We start from the raw sequence: 773 nt of genomic DNA, 5'->3' as shown, positions 1-773 counted from the left end.
CAACACCGGCCATGGTGGCTCACTCACCACGCTCCATGCTGAAACCCCTCAGCTGGCCGTGCAGCGCCTGGCCATCGCCGCCCTGAAAACCGACGTGCCCATGACCTACCAGGACATGAACGACTACATCACGCGCTCGATCGATGTGATCATCCAAGCCGGTCGCCATGAAGGCGCACGCGGCATCACCGAATTCTACCTGTCGGTTGATCCGGCCCATTCAAAGGAAACAGCCCATGTTTGAATACAAGATTGGACTGATCAACACCGCCAAAACTAAGCCACCGAAGATCGAAGCGCAGCTAACAGCTCTTGGTCAGGATGGTTGGGAGTTGGTGTCGGTGGTGCCGGATTTCGACGGTGAGCACATCCTGAAGGCATTCCTGAAACGTCGCACTGGTGACACCACCTAAATCCAACCGAGGAGGAACCGATGGGCGTCGTCACCTGGATGGTTGAGACAACCGACAACTTTCTGGACGACGCGGCCCAAACCACCTTTGGAAACGTCGCGGGTCAGCTCGGCGGCGTCATTGCCGTAGCCTCGACGTTGGCTGTGATAGGCGTCTTCCTCAACATGGTGTTTCAGTACAAATCCATGGATGGAAGGACCGCGTTCTGGTTCGCCCTCAAGCTCATGCTGATCTCCCTCTTTGCTATGAATTGGGTCCAATTTAACTCGGTCGCCAGCGCCCTCATCAACGGGCTCGACCAGCTCGCGGGCGGCATGGTGGCAGGACTTGGCGGGGGTGGTGCAGGTGCGTCCTACTTTG

At 57.6% G+C, this 773-nt stretch carries 3 protein-coding genes; all 3 read left to right on the top strand.

Annotated elements, in window-relative coordinates:
• Positions 1-244, top strand: a 244-nt coding sequence (locus tag ACR0EL_RS22175) for a P-loop NTPase family protein (protein WP_480502314.1), incomplete at its 5' end; no start/stop codon positions are given.
• A complete protein-coding gene (locus tag ACR0EL_RS22170; RefSeq protein WP_480502313.1) occupies positions 237-413 on the top strand; it encodes a DUF4177 domain-containing protein in 177 nt (58 codons plus the stop codon). The genes ACR0EL_RS22175 and ACR0EL_RS22170, both read left to right, overlap by 8 nt.
• Positions 414-433: 20 nt before the next feature.
• A partial coding sequence (locus ACR0EL_RS22165) for a type IV secretion system protein (protein WP_480502312.1) occupies positions 434-773 on the top strand: 340 nt, incomplete at its 3' end.

Source organism: Ruegeria sp. AH12, from assembly GCF_056541465.1.
This window is presented reverse-complemented; position numbering and strand designations above follow the sequence as displayed.